The sequence below is a fragment of the Methylorubrum suomiense genome, from assembly GCF_022179765.1.
GTDB lineage: Bacteria > Pseudomonadota > Alphaproteobacteria > Rhizobiales > Beijerinckiaceae > Methylobacterium > Methylobacterium suomiense.
The window spans coordinates 58,137-74,851 of record NZ_BPRE01000023.1; the positions used below are offsets into that span (position 1 = coordinate 58,137).

Here is a 16,715-nt window from a genome sequence, read left to right on the forward strand (position 1 = left end):
GAGCCATGGCGCGCGGCGCCAACCGGTATAGAACCGGGCCAAGAATCGATCCCCCAATATCCATCAGCGCGCCCAGCCGGGCGCCCCCGAGCCAAACGCATGATCAACTCACCCCTCATGACCGTCATGGTCGACGCCGTGCGCAAGGCGGCCCGCGGCCTCAAGCGCGACTTCGGCGAGATCGAGAACTTGCAGGTCTCGCGCAAAGGTCCGGGCAACTTCGTCTCGGCGGCCGACAAGAAGGCCGAGGACGTGCTGAGGGAAGCGCTGATGAAGGCGCGGCCCGGCTACGGCCTCGTCCTTGAGGAGAGCGGCAACATCGAGGGCACCGACAAGAGCCACACCTGGCACGTCGATCCCCTCGACGGGACCACGAACTTCCTCCACGGCATCCCGCATTTCGCGATCTCGGTCGGGCTGGAGCGCGACGGGCAGGTCGTGGCCGGCGTGATCTACGATCCGATCAAGGACGAACTGTTCATCGCCGAGCGCGGCAAGGGCGCCTATCTCAACAACCGACGCCTGCGGGTCTCCGGCCGGCAGGATCTGTCCGATGCCGTGGTGGCCTACGGCACGCCCTATCTGGGTCGCGGCAGCCACGGCCGGCTGCTCAAGGAAGTCGCGGCCGTGATGGCGGTCTCGGGCGGAACCCGGCGCTTCGGCTCGGCGGCGCTCGATCTCGCCTATGTCGCCTGCGGACGCACCGACCTCTACTGGGAGCGCGACCTCCAGACCTGGGACATCGCGGCCGGCATCATTCTCGTGCGCGAGGCCGGCGGCTTCGTGTCGAGCGCCGATGGCGGCGCCGAGCCGCTGGCCGCACGCTCCGTCGCCTGCGGCAATGAAGTGCTTCAGCGCGAGCTGATCGGCCTGCTGCGCAAGGCGAACGCGTCCTGAGCCCTCGTTGAGAGGGTGACCGGCGGTGCTCCATTATCCCCGGGCGCCGCTGCGACAGCCTCGAACGGATGACAGATTCGACATGGTTTGCCACCGCATCGTGCGGGCGATGTCGAAGCTAAGCGGAGCGCAATTGGAACGACCGTCCCGGTGAATACGCTCACCGCTGGCCTCGCACGCCGCCATCTGCTCTAAACCGCGGCTGCCTTTCGAGAACGAGTCCCCCATGGAAGCCCGCCGCCACTCCGCCCTCAAGGATGCGATCCGCTCGATTCCGGATTATCCGAAGCCGGGCATCATCTTCCGCGACATCACGACCTTGCTGAGCGATCCGCGGGCGTTCCGGCGGGCCGTCGATTCGCTGGTGCATCCCTTCGCCGGGGGGCGGATCGATCAGGTGGCCGGTATCGAGGCGCGGGGCTTCATCCTCGGGGGCGCCGTCGCGCACCAGCTCTCCTCCGGCTTCGTGCCGATCCGCAAGAAGGGCAAGCTGCCCCACAAAACCGTTTCGACGGCCTACGCCCTCGAATACGGCACCGACGAGATCGAGATCCATGTCGATGCCATCCGCCCCGGCGACCGGGTCATCCTCGTGGACGATCTCATCGCCACCGGCGGCACCGCGACGGCCGCGGTGAACCTGCTGCGTCAACTCGGGGCCGAAGTGGTGGCAGCCTGTTTCGTCATCGACCTGCCGGAAATCGGCGGCGCGCAACGGCTCCGCGACCTCGGCGTCACCGTGCGAACCCTGATGGAGTTCGAGGGGCACTGAGCCGCGCTCAAGACCGACCGGCATCGCGAGAGGCCTGCGGGCGGGCTCGCCGAGGGTCGGCGGTGGATCGGGTGCCGTCCCGAGCCAAGCCGTGCCTGACCCCGTGACCGCGAGGTCCGGCCGGCTGAGAAGCGGACCGGTTCGAGGCATGGTTCGCCCGAACGTGCCAAGCCCCGGATCCTGCTGGCAAAAGGTTCCGCGCCGCGCCGGAAAACCTATCGTCGCGACGCCGCAACCAACCGGCCGCCTTGGCGTTTTCTGCGACCCGAACAGGGCCTCGTAGAAGGATACCCGCCATGTACACGCGTTTGACTGCCGCTGCCGCCCTCCTGGCGCTGTCCACCGGTTTCGCCGCCGCTCAGAACACCACCACGACGACCACCGACAAGCCCGCGGCGTCCGGAACCGCCACGCAGGCGGGCAAAGATCTGAAGGAGTGGCAGGCTGCGCCGCTCGCCAAGACCAGCCTCGCCCAGGCCATCACCACGGCCGAGGGCAAGGAAGCGGGCGGTCGCGCCATCGACGCCGATTTCGAGCTCGCCGACGGCAAGAACCCGGCCCATTACAGCATCAAGGTCGTCTATCCGGACGGCAAGCTGGTCGAGCACGGCATCAACGCCGACACCGGCGAGCTCTACAAGAGCGAGAACCAGCCGATCGAGCGTTACTTCACCCGCCTGAAGCCCGCCGACTTCACCAATGCCAAGACTTCGCTGAAGGACGCTCTGGCGATTGCCGAGCAGAAGGCCGGTGGCGGTAAGGCTTACGAGGCCGAGGTCGAGCGCGAGGGCAACGCCGTGGAATACGAGATCTCCGTGGCGCTCCCGAACGGCTCGAAGGAGATCAAGGTCGGCCCGGACGGCACCGCCAAGGCCGACTGAGCCCGCTGGTCTGGATCCGGCATGGCAGAGTCGCGCTCCGCATCGCGTTTATGCGGCCTGCCGGATCCGTCGTGCGGGATGGGCCGATGCGAGGCTGAAATGGCCGACCGGTGGTTGGCCGTTTCCAGGGCCCGATCATGAAAAAGGCCCCTCCCACGAAGCGGGGAGGGGCCTTTTCTTTTCATGTACGGAGGGGTGGGGCCGATCCGACTACGCCGCGAGGCTGTCGAAGAGACCGCGCCCATCGGTGCCGCCGACCAGATCGTCCACGAAGTTCTCGGGATGGGGCATCATGCCGAGCACATTGCCGCTCTCGGAATAGATGCCGGCGATCGAGTTGAGCGAACCGTTGCGGTTGGCATCCTCGGTCAGGGTGCCGGAGGCATCGCAGTAGCGGAAGGCGACGCGATTCTCGCCCTCGAGACGGGCCAGAGTGTCGGCATCGGCGAAGTAGTTGCCCTCACCATGCGCGACGCAGACATCGATCACCTGACCCTCGCGATAGGCCGAAGCGAACCGAGTGTCGGTGCGCTCCACCCGCAGGAACTGGCGGTGGCAAATGAAGCGACGCTGGACGTTGCGCATCAGCACGCCGGGCAGCAGCCCCGACTCGCACAGGATCTGGAAGCCGTTGCAGATGCCGAGGACCAGTCCGCCCCGCGCCGCGTGGGCACGTACGGCGTCCATGGCGGCGGCGCGGCCCGCGATGGCGCCGCAGCGCAGGTAATCGCCGTAGGAGAAGCCGCCGGGCACGACGGCCAGGTCGGTGCCGGCGGGGAGTTCGGTCTCGGCATGCCAGACCTTGACGACGTCGGCCCCCGAGCGGGTCAACGCTCGGGCGACGTCGCCGTCGCGGTTGGAGCCAGGAAAGACGACGACGGCCGCGCGCATCAGGCGATCTCGATCGTGTAGTTCTCGACGACGGTGTTCGCGAGAAGCTTTTCGCAAGCCGCCTTCAGCGTCGCCTCGGCCTGCGCCCGGTCGTCGGAGGCGATGTCCAGATCGAACACCTTGCCTTGGCGGACGCCGGACACGTCGTCGATGCCGAGGGACTTAAGCGCCGCCTCGATCGCCTTGCCCTGAGGGTCGAGGACGCCGGTCTTCAAGGTGACGACGATGCGGGCTTTCATGGCAGTCACTCGTTCGGGTACGCGGTGGGCGCCGGGACATCGACGCCGCGGGAGGCTTGCAGGCTGGTCGGCGGATCGTTCGGTTCGGTCAACGACGACGCATCAGGAGTACAGTGTACGCCCGAAGGCATCGGGGCGCATCACCGGGCCGGCCGAAATGGCTCGGCCTTCACGGCGCGCTGCCAGAGCTGAAACATGATCCAGGCCGCGAGCAGGCTGAACAGGGCCATCAGGATATGGCCAACCGTGTCGCCGAGGTCGAACAGGCCGGCGAGGGCCCAGCCAGCGGCAATGGCGGCGGCGAACACTTCCGTGCCGACGAGCACCATCAGGCTCAGGATCGTGATCATGTTGCGCATGCGCGGGCGGTCCATTGCGTCCGTTCTGCGGGAACTAGCCCGGCGACCCTGCCTGAGGCAACCGTGGCAGACACCGGGAATGACGTGATCTGCACGCAGATCGAGCGAATGCAACCGTTCAATGGGCGGGAAAACGGCCTCAAACCGATGAGCCCGGTTCTGAATGTTTGCCGCTTACCACTCTCGATGGAAACGGCATAAAAAAGAGACCGGCGCTGACGCCGGTCTCGTTCTCGATCGATGGGGCGGGATCGGCTCAGCGCGGGGCGCGCTTGGCCAGAATCCGCTGAAGCGTCCGACGGTGCATGTTGAGGCGCCGCGCCGTCTCCGAGACGTTGCGCCCGCACAGCTCGTAGACCCGCTGGATATGCTCCCAGCGCACCCGGTCGGCCGACATCGGGTTCTCCGGCGGGTCGGCCCGCTCACCCGGCTGGGCCATCAGCGTCCCGTGGATCTCGTCGGCATCCGCCGGCTTGGCGAGATAGTCGAAAGCGCCGAGCTTCACCGCCGTGACGGCGGTCGCGATGTTGCCGTAACCGGTCAGGATCACGCCGCGGGCTTCCGGGCGGCGTTCCTTGAGGCGGGCGATTACGTCGAGCCCGTTGCCGTCGCCGAGGCGCATGTCGATAACGGCGAAGGCCGGAGCCTTGGCTTCGACGGCGGCGACGCCTTCGCTGACGCTTTCGGCGACCTGCACGGCATAGCCGCGGCCTTCCATGGCCCGCGCAAGGCGGGTCGAGAAAGGCTTGTCGTCGTCCACGATCAAAAGGCTACGATCGGAAAAGGCGGAAAGAGGGTCGGTCTCGGAAAGAAAGGCGGTGTCCTGGCTGGGCACCGACGTCCCGCTCTGCGTCAGCATGCGGTGCTCCTCGTCGCTGGCATTCATCTGAATGCTTTATATGGGTGCGGCATCGCGTTCTGGCAGGGGTCGCAGAGAATTGTGCGCAACGGGCTGGTGCGCGATCACGTCCCTCTCGAAAATGTGACGAGCCCAGGACACCCGTACCAAGGCGCCGTGTTCGCCCGCGCCGGTGATGTTCGACAGCACGAGCTGGGCTCCCGAACGCTCGATCAGAGTCTTGGCAATGAACAGCCCGAGCCCCAACCCGGCTCCGACCGCATCGCCGGCCTGATCCGCCCCCCGCGAGCCGCCCCTGGAGCGCTCCGGGCCACGGGTCGTCACGTAGGGCTCGCCTGCCCGCAGCAGCACTTCGCTCGGGAAGCCCGGGCCGTCATCCCGGATCGTGAGCCAGACCCGCTCCAGGCTCCACCGCGCCTCGATCTCGACGCGCGAATCGGCGAAGTCGACGGCGTTGTCGACGATGTTGGCAAGGCCGAACATCACGCCCGGATTGCGCCGGCAGACCGGTTCCGGCCCCTCGCCCTGTTTCGTGACCGCGACGGCGATGCCGAGGGCGCGCTGGGGCGCCACCAATTCCTCGACCACATGGCCGAAGGTGACGGTCTGGAGAAAGCCTTCGCCCTCCTCGTTGTCCTCGCCGAGCGACGTCAGCTTTGAGAGGATGCCGCGGCAGCGATCGACCTGATCGCGCAGGAGCTTCAGATCTTCCGCCACGGCCGGCGTGGCGGTCGGGCCGAGCAGGCGATCGAGTTCCTTGGCCACGACCATGATCGTGCCGAGGGGCGTGCCCAATTCATGCGCCGCCGCGGCGGCAAGCCCGTCGAGCTGCGACAGGTGCTGCTCGCGGGCGAGCACCAGCTCCGTCGCGGCGAGCGCTTGGGCCAGCTGGCGCGTCTCCTCGGCGACCCGCCAGGCATAGACGCCGGTGAAGGCGGTGCCGAGCAGGATCGCGGTCCAGACACCGGAGACATAGAGGAAGGGCAGTTCGATGCGCCCGTCGGCGAACCAGGGCAGCGGGCGATGGACCAGGGCGAGCAGGGTCGCGAGACCGACGGCGAGGAGCCCGAGGGCGAGGGTGCGGTCGGGGGGGAGGGCCGTCGCCGAGATCAGCACCGGGGCGAGGAACAGGAGGGAGAAGGGGTTCTGCAGCCCGCCCGTCAGGAACAGGAGTGCGGCAAGCTGAACGATATCGAAGGCGAGGAGCAGGGCCGCCGAATCGTCGCTCAGCCGGTAGCTCGCCGGAAACCGGATCCGCAGCGCTAAGTTCAGCCAGCAGGATGCGGCGATGACGAGGAAGCACCAGCCGAACGGCAGGTTCAGCCCGAGCCCGAACTGCGCACCGACGACCGCGGCGCTCTGACCGGTCAGGGCCAGCCAGCGCAGCCGGACGAAGGTGTCGAGTCTGAGGTGCCGGCCTGCCGGTCGGCCGATTTCGGGGGCTGCATCGATCATGGTGATGCAGACGATAGGGCTCGTCGCCACGGCAGACACGGGGGCCGTGACGCCGCAGCCGAAATTCCTTGATCGCCTCTAAACAGACATGGGTTAAGAGGGGCGCGGACACGGTCGCAACCGGGAGCGACGAGATGGACTTGGCTTATGCGTGGTACGAGGCCGCGCGGGCGATGATGGGGCCCGCCCGCCTCGCCGCGGACATGACGCGGCACAGCCTGGAATATCCGGGCAACCCGTTCGCCTACAGCCCCTATGCCCGCTCGACCGCGGCGGCCCTGCAGATGTTCGAGCGCGCGACCCGGCGCTACGGCAAGCCGCATTTTGGCATCGCGACGACTTCGGTGGATGGGCAGCCGGTGCCGGTGTTCGAGCGCGTCGTTTGGGAACGGCCGTTCTGCCGAGTCATCGCCTTCGAACGGGGGCTGAGCCGCGGGCCGTCCGAGCCGCAACCCAAGCTCCTCGTCGTGGCGCCGATGTCCGGCCATTACGCGACCCTCCTGCGCGGCACGGTCGAGGCGATGTTGCCGAACCATCAGGTCTTCATCACCGATTGGTCCGACGCCCGGATGGTGCCGCTGCTGGAGGGCCGCTTCGATCTCGACACGTATATCGAGTACCTGACCGCGATGTTCCGCGACCTCGGTCCGGATCTGCATGTCATGGCGGTCTGCCAGCCGGCCGTCCCGGTCCTCGCCGCGGTGGCCGTGATGGAGGCCGACCGCGATCCCGCCGTGCCGGTCTCGATGACGTTGATGGGCGGCCCGATCGACACCCGCCGCTCGCCCACCGCCGTGAACTGCCTCGCGCAGGAGCGCGGCATGAACTGGTTCGAGAAGAACTGCATCACGGTGGTGCCGCCGCCCTATCCGGGGGCGCTGCGCCGGGTCTATCCGGGCTTCCTGCAATTGTCGGGGTTCATGGCGATGAATCTCGACCGCCACGTCACCGCCCATTCCGACATGTTCCACCACCTCGTCACCGGCGACGGCGACTCGGCGGAGAAGCACCGCGAATTCTACGACGAGTATCTCGCCGTGATGGACCTGACGGCGGAGTTCTACCTTCAGACGGTGCAGACGGTCTTCGTCGATCATGCTCTGCCGCGGGGCACGATGCGGCATGCGGGCAAGCCCGTCGATCTCTCGGCGATCCGCCGCTGCGCGATCCTCGCGGTCGAGGGCGAGAACGACGACATCTCCGGTGTCGGCCAGACCAAGGCTGCCCTCGACCTGACACCGAACCTGCCCGATATCCGCAAGGCCTATCACCTGCAGGACAAGGTCGGGCATTACGGCGTCTTCAACGGTTCGCGCTATCGCGCGGTGATCGCCCCGCGCATCGCCGCCTTCATCCGCGAAATGGCGGCGAGCCCGGCCTGACCGGGGCGGTCTCGGTGGCGAAATTCACGTGAACGACGGACGGGCGGGATGGCTGCGGCGGCTCGGGCCGGTTAACCTCCCGCCCATGTTGCGCGCGCTCCTGCGACGGCCCGATCCGGATCATATCGAGATCGATCACGACGGCCGGACTTTCCGCGTCTCGATCCTTCGGCGCCCGACCGCCCGTCGCTTGACGCTGCGGGTGTCGAACGCGACCGGTGCCGTGATCCTCACCTTGCCGGCCCGTTCGTCGCTCATCACGGCGCAGAAATTCGCGCAGAGCCACGGCGGGTGGATCGCCGCCCGCCTCGCCCGCATCCCGGAGCGCGTTCCGTTCGTTCCCGGTGCGAGCATTCCGCTGCGAGGCGTGCCCCACACCCTTCTCCACCGCGAGGGCCGGGGGACGGTGGCGGTCGATCCGGACGCCGCGACCGTCATGGTCCCGGGGGAGGCGCCGCACGTGGCGCGCCGGGTTCGCGACTTCCTGCAGCGGGAGGCGCGGCGCGATCTGTCGGACGCGATTGCGACCTACTCGGATCGGCTCGGCCGACGGCCAGCGGGGCTGACCCTGCGCGACACGCGCAGCCGTTGGGGTTCCTGCACGGCTAAGGGTGAGCTGAATTTCTCCTGGCGGCTGATCCTCGCGCCGCCGATGGTGCTCGACTATCTCGTCGCGCACGAGATGGCGCATCTGCGCGAGATGAACCACTCGGCCCGCTTCTGGAAGCTGACCCACGAGCTGTGCCCGAACGTCGATGCGGCGGAGGCATGGTTGAAGCGGCACGGCGCGGAGCTGCACCGCTTCGGCTGAGGGCGGCCCGCCCCGCTCAGTACTTCGTCACGATCGCCCGACGATGCGCCCGAACCCGCTCCGCGGGCCAAGCCGGGCGCGGATCGACATGGCCGGGCCAGAGTTGGCGCGGCGCGACGTTGTCGCAGACCTCGCGCTGGCGCAGGTAGGCCGGGCGCCCGAATTCGTCGCGGCGCATGAGGGTGCCGCCGTCCCGGCAGAAGCCGGCAATGGCCGCCGAATCGCCGCGGCGTCCCCGCGGATTCCGTTCCACCGGCGGATGTTCGATCGTCAGCGCGGCCTGACCGTTGAGCGAGCGCTCGACATAGGTCGTGGTCGCCTGGGGCGGCAGGTACGTCGATTCCTCGAAGGGCAGCGACAGGGCGAGGGCACCGCCGCTTCCGGCGGTGAGCAAGAGGGCCGGCAAGACAGACGACAAGAGCGTCCGAAGGGCGGGGCGGCGCATGGTGTGGGTCCCGAAACAGGAGCGAATGCGGCAAGAGCTTGACCATGATGTAGAGCAGCCGGCGCTCCGGCGGTAGCCACGGACACACGCTTGCCGCGATTGCTTGACACCGGGTGACCCCCATGGTCCCACCTCCCGGACCTTCGCGGGGTGGATGCGAGAGCGACGAGGGGCTGGCGCGTGAGTCTGTTTTCGGGCGTAGGTCGGGTGATGCGGTCGGGCATGGAGCGCCGCCGTGTCGCGCTGGCCTGCCTGCTATCCGCTGCGGCATGCCTCCTTGCCGCCGGTCCGGCCGCGGCGCAGGGCACGGTGCGCAACACCTATGACGACTGGCAGCTCCGCTGCGAGACGCCGGCCGGCGCCAAGGCCGAGCAATGCGCCCTCGTGCAGTACGTGGCGGCGGAAGACCGGCCCAACCTGACCCTCGTCGTCATCGTCCTCAAGACCGCCGACAATCGTGGCTACCTGCTGCGGGTGGTGGCGCCACTCGGCGTGCTGCTGCCCTCCGGTCTCGGGCTGAAGATCGACCAGACCGATGTGGGTCGGGCGAGCTTCGTGCGCTGCCTGACGACCGGATGCGTCGCCGAAGTCGTCATGGACGAAGGCCTGATTCGCTCGCTCCGCGGCGGGGCGCAGGCGACCTTCATCGTGTTCCAGACGCCCGAGGAGGGGGTTGGTATCCCCGTCTCGATGAAGGGCTTCGGCGCCGGCTTCGACACGCTGAAGTGACGGGCGCGGGGAGGGCGGAATGCGCGGGATGACCACGAGAGCGCTCTTTTCCGCGGCCTGCATCGGGCTGGCGCTGGCCGGAGCCGGCGCCGCGCGGGCCGAATCGGGCGGCTTCTTCAAGAACCTGTTCGGCGGCGGGAGCGGCGAAGGCAGCGGCGGGGGCGGCAGTCTCATGGCTCCCAAGGCGTTCGATCCCAACGACGTCTATTGCCCGGCCGTCTTCGTGCCGGACGGTGGGGCGGCGATCCAAGCCTTCGCCGGAGCGGCGGGCGACAACACCCGCCTGCGCCATCAAATCGTGGTTTCCCGTCTGAGCCGTGAGTGCCAGGCGCGGGGCGACGGATCGGTGTCCGTGCGGGTCGGCGTAGAGGTACGGGCCATGCTCGGTCCCGCAGGGGCCAGCGGGCGCTTCGATGCGCCGGTGACCGTGTCGATCAAATATAATGAGCAGCCGGTGATGAGTCGGACGCACCGGGTCGCGATTCCGATCCCGGCGGGGACCGCTCAAGGCGAAGCGTCGGTGATCGAGAACGATCTGATCGTGCCCGCCGACAAGGCCTGGGGCTACGATATCGAGGTTACCCTCGCGGGGCAGAAGGCCAAGCCCGTCGCGCGGCGTCGCAAGCCCGCGCCCGAAGCCGCGAACGCCGCCCAGAGCGAAGCCCCGGTGGCGGGCCAATGATGTTCGGCCGTCCGACGCTTTGGCCGCGTGGAGGGCGCGTCTGAGCCCGACAACGCACGGCACCGCCGGATCGGATGGAGCGTGGCAGGGCCGCGAGACGCCCTTCTCTGTGACGGCAACCGACGACCCGCTCTTCGACCGCCGCCTCGTCCTACCGCCCGAGGTCACCGGCGGCTGGATCGTGCTGCGCTATGCCCTCCCGGTTCGCGCAAGACCGCAGCGCCCACTCCTGCGACTACGCCGCTGGGGGGGGCGCATCGACCGCTTCGTGCTGCCGGGCCCTGTCCTCGGCACCGCCCATTGGCTGGGCTACCTGCCCGCCGATTGCGCGGCGATCGAGATCGCCGGTGGGCCGGGCTTCGCGCTGGAGCGAGTCGGCGCGCGGAGTTCGGCGAATGTCTTCGCCGAATGCTTCAGAAAATATCCCCTCCGCGCCCTCGGGGGCCTTCGTGCTCTGGTGCGAGGCGATGAGCGGCGCTGGCGCGACACTCTGCGCGGCGCCTGCGCAACCGCTCCCCTCGCGGATTACGACCGATGGCACCGGACGCGCGGCGCCGTGCCTTCGCCGGAAACACCCGCGCCGGCCATCCGGATCCGTCTCGTCCTGGTGGCGGAAGGGGCGGAGATCGCTGCGGTCACGGACACGCTCGCGGCCTTGAAAGCCCAGAGCCATACGAACTGGTCCCTTCACCTTGCGGGTGGTCAGGTGTGGGTCGATCCCGCTGCTGCGGACCCCCGCATCCATCGTGCGGCGTGGAGTCCGGATGCCACGGCCCTGTCCCTCTGCGGCGGGGCAGACCTCTTCGGTCTGCTGCGACCGGGGGATCGTCTCGCCCCCGAGGCCTTGGCCCATCTCGCGGCCGCGTTCCAAGAGACCAAGCCCGACTTGATCTACGCGGACGAAGAAGTCGGTCTCGTCGCGCCGACGCCGCGGCTGAAGCCGGACTGGAGCCCCGACTTCGCGCGCGTCACGGGTTACCTCGGCGTTCCGACCCTTCTGGCCCGAGCCTTCCTCGCCGAGCTGCCGGTCGAGCCGGTGGGGGCGCCGGAGACCATCGCGATCACCCTGGATCTGGCCGCCTGCCGTGCCGCTGCCGTGGTCCACCTTCCGCGCATTCTATGCCGCCGCATCGCCATCCCCGATGATACCGCCGCGCGAGCGGCCTATCTCGAAGCGCAGCTGCGGGCGGCGGGCGAGCCCGCCCGCGCGATCCTGCGCGACGGAACGCTCGACCTTCACCGGAATCGGCCGGTGCCTGCGCCCCTCGTCAGCATCGTCATCCCATCCCGCGACCGGCCCGACCTGATCGCGCGCGTCACCGCCGACGTGCTGGACCGGACCGATTACCCGGCGATCGATCTCGTCATCGTCGACAATGGTTCGACCGATCCGGCGGTGCTCGCGCTCTACGACCGCCTGCTGGCCGATCCGCGGGTGCGCATCGAGGCGTTTCCGCAGCCGTTCAATTTCGCCGCCATGGTCAATCAAGGGGTCGAGGCCGCGAGGGGCGAGATCCTGGTCCTGCTCAACAACGACGTGGCGGTGCTGCATCCCGACTGGCTCGACGCGATGGTCGCCCAGGCCGTGCGGCCGGAGGTCGGCGCGGTCGGTGCCAAGCTCCTCTACGAGGACGGGCGCCTCCAGCATGCCGGCGTTGTCGTCGGCCTCGGCGGCGAGGCGGGTCACATCCTGCGCCGCCGCCCGGCCGAAACGGCGGGCCATCTCGGTCGGATGTGGGTCGCCCACGAGGTTTCCGCGGTCACCGCCGCCTGCCTCGCGGTCTCCCGCGACAAGTACCGGGCGGTGGGTGGTTTCGATGCCGTGGCCTTCGCGGTCGATTTCAACGACGTCGATTTCTGCCTGCGCCTCGGGGCTGCCGGCTGGAAGACGGTGTGGACGCCCCGAGCCGTCCTGTCCCATCTCGAATCAGTGAGCCGCGGCCGTCCCACCGGAGCCGCCCGCGCACGATTCGAGCGCGAGGCTGCCGTCTTCGCCGAGCGCTGGCGGGAGGTCATCCGCCACGATCCGTTCTACCATCCCGCCCTGTCGCTCACGACGTTCGGCGAGGATCTCGAATGACGGGAGCGCCGCTTTCCGACGCCCTGCTCTTCGCGACCGCGCCCGCCCCGGGGATCGTCGCACGCCTCGTCCGGGCGGCGCGCCACCCGTCCCGGCTTCTCTCGATTCTGATGACCCGGCTGACCGGTCGCCGCGTGCGGGCGGCGCAGGCTTTCGTCGCCCTGGCCGGCGCGGGTCATCACCTCTGGCAGCCCGGCCCCGGGCCGGCTTCCGAACCGGATGCGATTCTCGTCCGGCACGGCATCGAGCGGATCGAGCCGCGTGAGGACGGCACCCTACGGATCGCCGCCGAGGGGCCGCCCCTCATCCTCCTCGTGGCCCCCGGTCACGCGCTGATCGAGGGCGCGTCCGCCGCCATCGCAACGGCCTTCACCGATCCGGCGATCCACGCCCTCTACGGCGATGCGCTCGTTCGAATCGTGCCGGGCAGGGCCTGGCTTCCGCTGCTGCGGCCGGCCTTCGATCCGGATCTCCTGCGCGCCGTCGATCATCTTGGCCCGGTTCTGGCGCTGCGGCGCGCCAGCGTTTCCGGCATCGTGCCCATCCCCGGCGCCGCCGCCATGGACCTCGTCCTCGAATGCGCCGCCCGCTTCGGACGCGCGAGCGTGCGTCACCTGCCGCGCTTGCTTTCGGCCTCGACGTTCCAGGCCGAGAGGGGAGGGGAGGCAGGCCGCGTTGCGTCGCGCCTCGGCCGCCTCGACGCGGTGCGGCGCGACCTCGACCGGACGGGGGAGGGCGCCACCCTGGCCTTCGTTGAGGCGGACGGCGTGATCCGACTCGAGCGACCCCTGCCGATGCTGCGTCCGTTGGTCAGCCTGATCGTGCCGACGCGCGATCGGCTCGACCTGCTTCGTCCCTGCATCGAGAGTCTGCGGGCCCGCACCGATTGGCCGGCCAAGGAGATCCTGATCTGCGACAACGGCAGCTGCGAGCCGGCGACGCATGCCTATTTCGCGGAACTCCGGGCAGCCGGCGCGGCGCGCATCCTGGCCTGCGATGGCCCGTTCGACTTCGCCGCGATCAACAACCGGGCCGCGGCGCAGGCGCAGGGCGATGTGCTCGCTTTCATCAACAACGATGTCGAGGCCGATCATTCCGACTGGCTCGAGCGCATGGTGCGCGAGGCCCTGCGCCCCGATATCGGCGCCGTCGGCGCCCGGCTGATCGACGGCGAGGGGCGGATCCAGCATGGCGGAATCGTGCTCGGCAGCGGCGGTCTCGCCACCCATGGTCACCGTCATTTTCCGCAGGATGCGCCCGGCTACCTGTCGGCGCTTCGCGTAACACGCTCGGTCGCGGCGGTGACCGCCGCCTGCCTCGTGATCGAGGCACAGAAGTTCAGGGGCATCGGCGGGTTCGACTCGACCTTCGCCGTCGATTTCAACGATCTCGATCTCTGCCTGCGCCTCAACGCGACCGGGCTGCGGACGCTCTATGTCGGCGGCGCCGTTCTGCAGCATCGCGAGTCGGCGAGCCGACGGCCTTCGCCCGAGGCCGCCGCCCGCCATGCCGCCGAAGTGGAGGCGTTGAAAAAACGATGGGGGCCGCTGCTGATGCAGGACCCCCATTATCATCCGGGCTTCGACCCGAATCTCTCGACGCATATGCGCCTGCGCCGCGGCTGGACCGGCCTGGAGCCGGCCACGCCGCGGTGAGGCATCACTGAACGAGGCGGGGCCCGCCGGCCTGCACCTTCTCGTTCTCGGACATGATGCCGAGGCGCTTGGCGACTTCGGTATAGGCCTCGATCAGACCGCCCAGATCCTTGCGGAAGCGATCCTTGTCGAGCTTGTCCGAGGACTTGATGTCCCAGAGGCGGCAGGAATCGGGGGAGATCTCGTCGGCCACGACGATGCGCATCAGGTCGCCCTCCCACAGGCGCCCGGTCTCCATCTTGAAGTCGACGAGGCGGATGCCGACGCCGAGGAAGAGTCCGGACAGGAAGTCGTTGACGCGGATCGCCAGCGCCATGATGTCGTCGATCTCCTGCGGCGTCGCCCAGCCGAAGGCCGTGATATGCTCCTCGGACACCATCGGGTCGTTGAGCTGATCGTTCTTGTAGTAGAACTCGATGATCGAGCGCGGCAGCTGGGTGCCTTCCTCCAGCCCGAGCCGCTGGGCCAGCGAGCCCGCCGCCACGTTGCGCACCACCACTTCGAGCGGAATGATCTCGACTTCGCGGATCAGCTGCTCACGCATGTTGAGGCGGCGGATGAAGTGGGTCGGCACGCCGATATCGTTGAGGTGCTGAAAGACGAACTCGGAGATCCGGTTGTTCAGCACGCCCTTGCCGTCGATGACCTCGTGCTTCTTCGCGTTGAAGGCGGTCGCATCGTCCTTGAAGTGTTGGATGAGCGTCCCCGGCTCGGGTCCCTCGTAGAGGACCTTCGCCTTGCCCTCGTAAATGCGACGGCGGCGGTTCATAGGCGTGTACCGTGGTTTGAGGAAGTCCATGGGGCCGTGGCTCCTTCGGAACTGTCACGTGAAGCGATCCGCGGCGCGGCGACCCGTCTGGCGGGTAGGCGACCGGAGCGTCTTCCCGGGACAACAACCCGCGGGAAATAGTCCCGGCCGCCGTAGCATCTCTGTACCGGAACGGGCTTTGCAGCACAACGCGTTGGCCTTGCACGCCAATGCCCGCAGGGCTGCGGTGGAGGCCGGCTCCGTGAGCCTCGATCGCCGGATCAGGCCGATATGGGGGTGAGTTCCGTCGTCTTGGAGGGGTAGCGGCACAGATCGGCGATGCGGCAACGCGGGCAGTCCGGGCGCCGCGCCTTGCAGGTGTAGCGTCCGTGCAGGATCAGCCAGTGATGCGCGTTGAGACGGTACGGTTCCGGCACCCGCGCTTCGAGGCCGGCTTGGACCTTGTCCGTGGTCGGTGCGCTGAACAGGGGGATGCGGTTCGACACCCGGAAGATGTGGGTGTCCACGGCGATGCGGGGTACGCCGAAGGCCACGTTCAGCACCACGCTCGCGGTCTTGGTGCCGACGCCGGGAAGCACTTCGAGATCGGCCGCCTCCCGCGGCACCTCGCCCCCGTGCCGCTCCAAGAGGATGCGCGACAGCGCAATCACGTTCTTGGCCTTCGTGTTGAACAGCCCGATGGTGCGGATGAAGTGGCGCACGCGCTCCTCGCCGAGATCCAGCATCTTCTGCGGCGTGTCGGCGATGGCGAAGAGGGGTTCGGTCGCGAGGTTGACGCTCTTGTCGGTCGCCTGGGCAGAGAGCACCACGGCGACGAGCAAGGTATAGGGGTTGAGATACTGAAGCTCCGAGCGCGGCTCCGGATCGGCCTCGCGCAGCCGTGCGAAGATGGCGATCAGGGTTTCGTCGTCCACGGGAGCGGGGGCGGTGTCGACATGGCCCGTGAGGACGGGGCCGAGCGTTGCGCCGGGTTGAGCCGGTTTCTTGCCGGACACTGTGCCGACGACAGGTTTCGAACGACGCCGTTCTGTTTCGGAAACGCGCGGCGCAGGCTTTTTCGGGGGCATCGGCGCGTTATATTGCGCGCATGGTCAGCGGCAACCTTTCTTCGCATCCCGACGGCCTCGACCCGGAGATCATGGATCGCCCGCTCTATACGGCCGTCATTCGCCCGAACCAGTCGCTCGGTCGCGACGGCTTCCGCATCGTGATGGGGCTGTGCTGCCTCGTCTCCCTCGTGACCTCGATCGCCTGCTGGCGCGCCGGCTTCTGGCCGGTGGCCGGCTTCTTCGGCCTCGACATGCTGGCCCTCTACGTCGCCCTCCGGGTGAGCCTCAGGCGGGGCCGTTCCTTCGAGGAGGTCGCGATCTCACCGCTCGAAGTCTCGCTGGCGCGGATCGATCCACGGGGTGAGCGCCGTGAATGGCGCTTCAATCCGCTTTGGACGAAGCTCAGCCGCTTGGATGACGAGGAATTCGGCCTGCGCCGGCTCACCCTCGTCTCCCGCCGCGAGCATGTCGTCGTCGCACGCGATGCCGATCCCGTCGAGCGCGAGCGGGTCGCCGATGGCTTGGCCCTGGCACTGGCCCAGGTGAAGAAGGGGTTCTGAGCACACCCCTCTCGCCAACAGGCGTTCGGCAAGGCCAGGACGTCCCGTGGCGGGCGTTTTCGCATTTCTCCGCGTTTTCCGGTTGACGGGAGCTGGGGCGTCCCGTAGAAGCATTTTCACCGACGGGGCGCGGCGGTCCACCTTCTCTGGTGGTTCGGGGCTCCTGAGGGTTTCGGGACTGTTTGAGCGGCACGGCTGAT

Annotated in this window: 18 protein-coding genes; 10 read left to right on the forward strand and 8 right to left on the reverse strand. The window is 68.3% G+C overall.

Annotation, left to right across the window (positions count from 1 at the left end; translation table 11 throughout):
• Positions 1-99 precede the first annotated feature (99 nt).
• The 3 genes from MFF26_RS24785 to MFF26_RS24795 all read left to right on the forward strand — a co-directional run bounded on the left by MFF26_RS24785 (position 100) and on the right by MFF26_RS24795 (position 2,550).
• Entirely contained in the window at positions 100-897 is a 798-nt protein-coding gene (locus MFF26_RS24785) for an inositol monophosphatase family protein (protein ID WP_137831328.1), read from the forward strand.
• A 226-nt stretch (positions 898-1,123) separates the two neighbouring features.
• A complete protein-coding gene (locus MFF26_RS24790; protein ID WP_137831327.1) occupies positions 1,124-1,669 on the forward strand; it encodes an adenine phosphoribosyltransferase in 546 nt (181 codons plus the stop codon).
• 296 nt (positions 1,670-1,965) lie between these two features.
• Complete coding sequence (locus tag MFF26_RS24795) at positions 1,966-2,550, forward strand: PepSY domain-containing protein (protein WP_137831326.1); 585 nt, start codon at positions 1,966-1,968, stop codon at positions 2,548-2,550.
• 210 nt (positions 2,551-2,760) lie between these two features.
• On the opposite strand, the gene purQ is transcribed toward MFF26_RS24795, so the two are convergent.
• The 5 genes from purQ to MFF26_RS24820 all read right to left on the reverse strand — a co-directional run bounded on the left by purQ (position 2,761) and on the right by MFF26_RS24820 (position 6,353).
• Positions 2,761-3,441 (reverse strand): phosphoribosylformylglycinamidine synthase subunit PurQ, encoded by a 681-nt coding sequence (gene purQ, locus MFF26_RS24800; protein ID WP_137831325.1) that lies wholly within the window; start codon positions 3,439-3,441, stop codon positions 2,761-2,763.
• A complete protein-coding gene (gene purS, locus MFF26_RS24805) occupies positions 3,441-3,680 on the reverse strand; it encodes a phosphoribosylformylglycinamidine synthase subunit PurS (RefSeq protein ID WP_137831324.1) in 240 nt (79 codons plus the stop codon). Before purS ends, purQ begins: the two co-directional genes overlap by 1 nt.
• A gap of 140 nt (positions 3,681-3,820) precedes the next feature.
• Positions 3,821-4,039, reverse strand: a complete 219-nt coding sequence (locus tag MFF26_RS24810) for a hypothetical protein (protein ID WP_137831323.1) — start codon at positions 4,037-4,039, stop codon at positions 3,821-3,823.
• A gap of 256 nt (positions 4,040-4,295) precedes the next feature.
• Positions 4,296-4,898 (reverse strand): ActR/PrrA/RegA family redox response regulator transcription factor, encoded by a 603-nt coding sequence (locus MFF26_RS24815; RefSeq protein WP_137831322.1) that lies wholly within the window; start codon positions 4,896-4,898, stop codon positions 4,296-4,298.
• A gap of 36 nt (positions 4,899-4,934) precedes the next feature.
• Entirely contained in the window at positions 4,935-6,353 is a 1,419-nt protein-coding gene (locus MFF26_RS24820) for an ActS/PrrB/RegB family redox-sensitive histidine kinase (protein ID WP_137831341.1), read from the reverse strand.
• A gap of 134 nt (positions 6,354-6,487) precedes the next feature.
• Between MFF26_RS24820 and MFF26_RS24825 the strand changes: the two genes are divergently transcribed.
• Positions 6,488-7,735, forward strand: coding sequence for a polyhydroxyalkanoate depolymerase (locus MFF26_RS24825; RefSeq protein ID WP_137831321.1), 1,248 nt, complete (start codon positions 6,488-6,490; stop codon positions 7,733-7,735).
• A gap of 85 nt (positions 7,736-7,820) precedes the next feature.
• The gene (locus MFF26_RS24830) at positions 7,821-8,546 is read left to right on the forward strand and encodes a M48 family metallopeptidase (RefSeq protein WP_137831320.1); all 726 of its coding nucleotides are present in this window, start codon (positions 7,821-7,823) and stop codon (positions 8,544-8,546) included.
• A gap of 16 nt (positions 8,547-8,562) precedes the next feature.
• On the opposite strand, the gene MFF26_RS24835 is transcribed toward MFF26_RS24830, so the two are convergent.
• The gene (locus MFF26_RS24835) at positions 8,563-8,991 is read right to left on the reverse strand and encodes a hypothetical protein (protein WP_137831319.1); all 429 of its coding nucleotides are present in this window, start codon (positions 8,989-8,991) and stop codon (positions 8,563-8,565) included.
• Between the two features lie 222 nt (positions 8,992-9,213).
• Here MFF26_RS24835 and MFF26_RS24840 point away from each other — a divergent pair, with 222 nt between their 5' ends.
• The 4 genes from MFF26_RS24840 to MFF26_RS24855 all read left to right on the forward strand — a co-directional run bounded on the left by MFF26_RS24840 (position 9,214) and on the right by MFF26_RS24855 (position 14,137).
• The gene (locus MFF26_RS24840) at positions 9,214-9,720 is read left to right on the forward strand and encodes an invasion associated locus B family protein (protein WP_137831340.1); all 507 of its coding nucleotides are present in this window, start codon (positions 9,214-9,216) and stop codon (positions 9,718-9,720) included.
• A gap of 28 nt (positions 9,721-9,748) precedes the next feature.
• Positions 9,749-10,402 carry a hypothetical protein gene (locus MFF26_RS24845; RefSeq protein WP_137831318.1) on the forward strand — a complete coding sequence of 218 codons (654 nt, stop codon included), beginning with the start codon at positions 9,749-9,751 and terminating at the stop codon, positions 10,400-10,402.
• A gap of 109 nt (positions 10,403-10,511) precedes the next feature.
• Positions 10,512-12,482: a glycosyltransferase family 2 protein gene (locus MFF26_RS24850; RefSeq protein WP_238308793.1), complete on the forward strand. Its 1,971-nt coding sequence runs from the start codon at positions 10,512-10,514 to the stop codon at positions 12,480-12,482.
• Positions 12,479-14,137: a glycosyltransferase family 2 protein gene (locus MFF26_RS24855; protein ID WP_238308794.1), complete on the forward strand. Its 1,659-nt coding sequence runs from the start codon at positions 12,479-12,481 to the stop codon at positions 14,135-14,137. The genes MFF26_RS24850 and MFF26_RS24855 overlap by 4 nt, the downstream gene beginning before the upstream one ends.
• 4 nt (positions 14,138-14,141) lie before the next feature.
• On the opposite strand, the gene purC is transcribed toward MFF26_RS24855, so the two are convergent.
• A complete protein-coding gene (purC, locus tag MFF26_RS24860; protein ID WP_012452496.1) occupies positions 14,142-14,936 on the reverse strand; it encodes a phosphoribosylaminoimidazolesuccinocarboxamide synthase in 795 nt (264 codons plus the stop codon).
• Between the two features lie 230 nt (positions 14,937-15,166).
• Complete coding sequence (gene nth / locus MFF26_RS24865; protein ID WP_238308795.1) at positions 15,167-15,973, reverse strand: endonuclease III; 807 nt, start codon at positions 15,971-15,973, stop codon at positions 15,167-15,169.
• Positions 15,974-15,993: 20 nt separating this feature from the next.
• On the opposite strand from nth, the gene MFF26_RS24870 reads away from it, so the two are divergent.
• Positions 15,994-16,515, forward strand: coding sequence for a DUF2244 domain-containing protein (locus MFF26_RS24870; RefSeq protein WP_137831315.1), 522 nt, complete (start codon positions 15,994-15,996; stop codon positions 16,513-16,515).
• Positions 16,516-16,715 lie beyond the last annotated feature (200 nt).